Source organism: Acinetobacter sp. YH12045 (assembly GCF_013419925.1).
In the GTDB taxonomy this organism is placed as follows: Bacteria; Pseudomonadota; Gammaproteobacteria; order Pseudomonadales; family Moraxellaceae; genus Acinetobacter; species Acinetobacter amyesii.
The window spans coordinates 1-3,417 of record NZ_VOZE01000032.1 but is presented as its reverse complement, the minus strand read 5'-3'; the positions used below and the strand labels follow the sequence as shown (position 1 = coordinate 3,417).

Genomic DNA, 3,417 nt, shown 5'->3' with positions numbered 1-3,417 from the left:
GCATGTTCCGCGTCCTTGCAATACTGTGTTTACATACAGTCTATCGCTTAGCGGAAAGTTCTTTTACCCTCAGCCGAAATGCCTGCCGTTGCTAGACATTGCCAGCCAGTGCCCGTCACTCCCACTCGATTGTAAACAAGCACACAAAACCCTTTAGTGACAACAATTTGCAAGAACTATCAGGCTCAGTGCCATGAAAAATACCATGACCAGATCATGAGGTTGAACACGGCTTGCGCCGGCAGCGTTCACGCTCCTGGTCGGCGATCTCGCCCGGCTGCAATGCTAGCTCAGCATCGGTCATGCGCTCCAGCACGTCGCGTAGGCGGATGGTGCAAGGAATGGGCGGCAGCTCGAACTCATAGCCGCCGGCGATCATTTCGGCCGCAATCTCCTCGGTGATGAAAAACGGCTCGTCGTCTTGGTTCGGCTTCTTCATGCCCTTTCCTCCTGGCGCTCATCCTGGCCGACAGCGGCCAGGGCATCGGCTTCCGTCAATGCGTCCTCCACGAACGCGCCGTGCTGCTTCGCTTCGGCCTGGCTGACCTCGGCCCATATCCGTTTCACCTGGGCCGCACTGTACCCGGCCAGCTCGGCGGTCTTGTTGATGCTGTAGCCGGACTTGCGCAGCGCGACAACTTGGGCGCGGCGCTTCGGATCAGCACGGCGGCCCTTGTACCGCCCGGCCTGGCGGGCCAACTCAATGCCTTGGCGCTGGCGTTCGCGCCTGTCCTCGTAGTCGTCGCGGGCCATCTGCAAGGCCAGGCGAAAAAGCATGATCTGCACGGCTTCCAGCACGATCTTGGCGACGCCCTGGGCCTCGGCCGCCAGGTCGGATAGATCGACCACGCCAGGGACGGCCAGGCGTGCGCCTTTGGCCTGTATCGAGGCCACCAGGCGCTCGGCCTCGGGCAAAGGTAGGCGGCTGATGCGGTCGATCTTCTCGGCAATGACCACCTCGCCGGGCTGTAGGTCGCCGATCATGCGCAGCAGCTCAGGCCGGTCGGCGCGTGCGCCGGATGCCTTCTCACGGTAGATGCCGGCGACGTAGTAGCCGGCGGCCTTCGCGGCCGTAGTGATCGCCTCTTGGCGTTCCAAGTCCTGCGCGTCGGTGCTGACGCGCAGATAGACCCGCGCCACCATCGGCGCGGCTACTGGCTTCGTCCTGCGCATACTTGCGGGCTCCTTTGGGCATACTCAAATGCACCCATCTTAAACTGGCAGCTAATGTACAAAAGTTGATAGAAGCACACAAGTTCAATTTTGCACTTCTGCCCACTATTGCAAAACTGCTTGTTAGTAGCCGTTTTTTCTTACTGTTTATAGATTCAATAATTTTTGAAACGAAAAATTGGGACTAAACATTTCGGTTTCGTTTTCTGTCGATTCGTCCTGCGTATCTTTTGCATAAACAAACATTTGTTGTTCGTAGTTTTCGATGGCATTTTCAATACTTGTAAATTCTCCGTTTGTAAGGTTTTCAGACAATATCAAAGCATCCAATAATCCCGTATTTACACCCTGTCCTGCAAAAGGCGACATCAAATGAGCAGCATCGCCAATCATTGTTATGGGTAATGGACGGTTACTTTTCCAATCATTGTTCAAAGGAAATTTCCTTGTGGGCAAGCATTGAAATGTTGATACCGAACGTATTAATTGTTTGTAAACTTCACTCCATTTGGAAAATCTTTTCAATAAAAAATCGGCAACGCTGTTTCTGTCCTGAAAATCTAAGGGAATTTTATTTTTCCATTCATCGGGCGTTTTAAAACTAATTCCTAAATACAATGCACCATTATTATTGGGATTGGCAAACAATAAAATGCCCTGATGTCCCGCCATTAATCGGTTGCCGTTGCATAGCTGAAAAAATCCGGGACAGTTTATTTCCGGTTGAAGAATATCAGCTTGGATGTTGAAAGTACCGGTTTCTTCAACTTGCGTGTCGGTAACAAAGCTCCTTATTTTCGACATTCCACCATTGGCAAGAATAACCAAATCTGCTGTTTCACTCGGTTTATTCTCAAAAGTTAGTGTCCACTTCTTCTTACCAGGTTCAAGCATAACAAGTTTTCTATCCCAAATAACCGTGTCGTTTTCTAAACTATTCAACAAGATAGCCCTTAAGTCATTTCTGTTTATTTCAGGATTGTCAAATCGATTTTCGGGCTTTACATTTTTTGTGGATAAAATATTGCCTTTTTCATCAGCAATATTTACACCCATTGGTAAGGCTAAGTCATAATAAGTTTGTAACAATCCCGCTTTTTTCATTGCTTCCTGACCTGAACCTTTGTGTAGGTCAAGGGTTCCACCAAAAATTCTTGCCTCTCGGTCGTTGTCTCTTTCGTAAACTGAAACGTCTATGCCGTTTTGCTGTAATAATTTTGCCATAGTCAGTCCAACGGGTCCACCACCAATTATTGCAACGTTCTTATCACTAAGTAAATTCATTTGTTTGTCTGTATCTATTCGCATTGTCATTCAAAAATGGCACATAACAAGTGGCTATACGCCAAATGGCGTATATATCCACTATATCTTATTTTGCTAAACCTTTCATTATCAGTGACAAATCCGTTTTCAACCGTTTACCGTTCGTTTCTACTCTCTCAAAAGGATTTATATTCATAGTGCTTTTTGTTAAGTTTTGCTCAAATATACAAATCCTTTCTATATATCTAACAAATCCATCGGACTTTTTAATTGTTCCATTCCCTTGGTGGTAATATGTGTATAAACCTCAGTTGTTTTACTGCTTGAATGACCTAACAACGATTGAATATAACGTAAACTCGTACCATTCTCAAGCAAATGCGTTGCAAAGCTATGTCGTAAGGTATGTACAGTAACTTCCTTTTGAATCTTTGCTTTTAAAACAGCTGCTTTAAAAATGTTTTGAATACTTCGGCTTGAGTATGCGCCACCTTTTTGACCTTCAAATAAATAATCTTTTGGTTTATATTCCATAAAGTATGTTCTTAAAATAATTAATGTTTTCTCAGATAAAATGGTATAACGATCTCTTTTTCCTTTTGACTGTTCTATACGAATTTGCATGCGCTTGGAGTCAATGTCTTTTATTTTCAGGTTTATACATTCAGAAATGCGCAAACCTGCCGAATAAATAGTCATCAGAATAGCCTTGTGTTTCACGTTTTCAATAGCGCGTAGTACCCGAATGGTTTCTTCTTCACTCATCACAACAGGAAGTGTTTTTTCTTTTTTTGGTCTTTCGATGAAATATGTTTTCCGTTGTCCACCCAAAACACGTTCGTAATAAAACTGGCACTGTTGCAAAGTTAGCGATGAGGCAGCCTTTTGTCTTATTCAAAGGCCTTACATTTCAAAAACTCTGCTTACCAGGCGCATTTCGCCCAGGGGATCACCATAATAAAATGCTGAGGCCTGGCC

Annotated in this window: 4 protein-coding genes and 1 pseudogene; all 5 read right to left on the bottom strand. The window is 45.6% G+C overall.

Annotation, left to right across the window (positions count from 1 at the left end; translation table 11 throughout):
- Nucleotides 1-214 precede the first annotated feature (214 nt).
- Nucleotides 215-439 carry a hypothetical protein gene (locus FTU02_RS16175; protein ID WP_000743213.1) on the bottom strand — a complete coding sequence of 75 codons (225 nt, stop codon included), beginning with the start codon at nucleotides 437-439 and terminating at the stop codon, nucleotides 215-217.
- A complete protein-coding gene (locus FTU02_RS16170) occupies nucleotides 436-1,173 on the bottom strand; it encodes a recombinase family protein (RefSeq protein WP_001366550.1) in 738 nt (245 codons plus the stop codon). Before FTU02_RS16170 ends, FTU02_RS16175 begins: the two co-directional genes overlap by 4 nt.
- A 147-nt stretch (nucleotides 1,174-1,320) precedes the next feature.
- Nucleotides 1,321-2,487 carry a tetracycline-inactivating monooxygenase Tet(X3) gene (locus FTU02_RS16165; RefSeq protein WP_024160783.1) on the bottom strand — a complete coding sequence of 389 codons (1,167 nt, stop codon included), beginning with the start codon at nucleotides 2,485-2,487 and terminating at the stop codon, nucleotides 1,321-1,323.
- A 189-nt stretch (nucleotides 2,488-2,676) separates the two neighbouring features.
- Complete coding sequence (locus FTU02_RS16160; protein WP_205779272.1) at nucleotides 2,677-3,270, bottom strand: tyrosine-type recombinase/integrase; 594 nt, start codon at nucleotides 3,268-3,270, stop codon at nucleotides 2,677-2,679.
- 72 nt (nucleotides 3,271-3,342) lie between these two features.
- Nucleotides 3,343-3,417, bottom strand: a pseudogene (locus FTU02_RS16155) (IS6 family transposase); the annotation flags it as partial.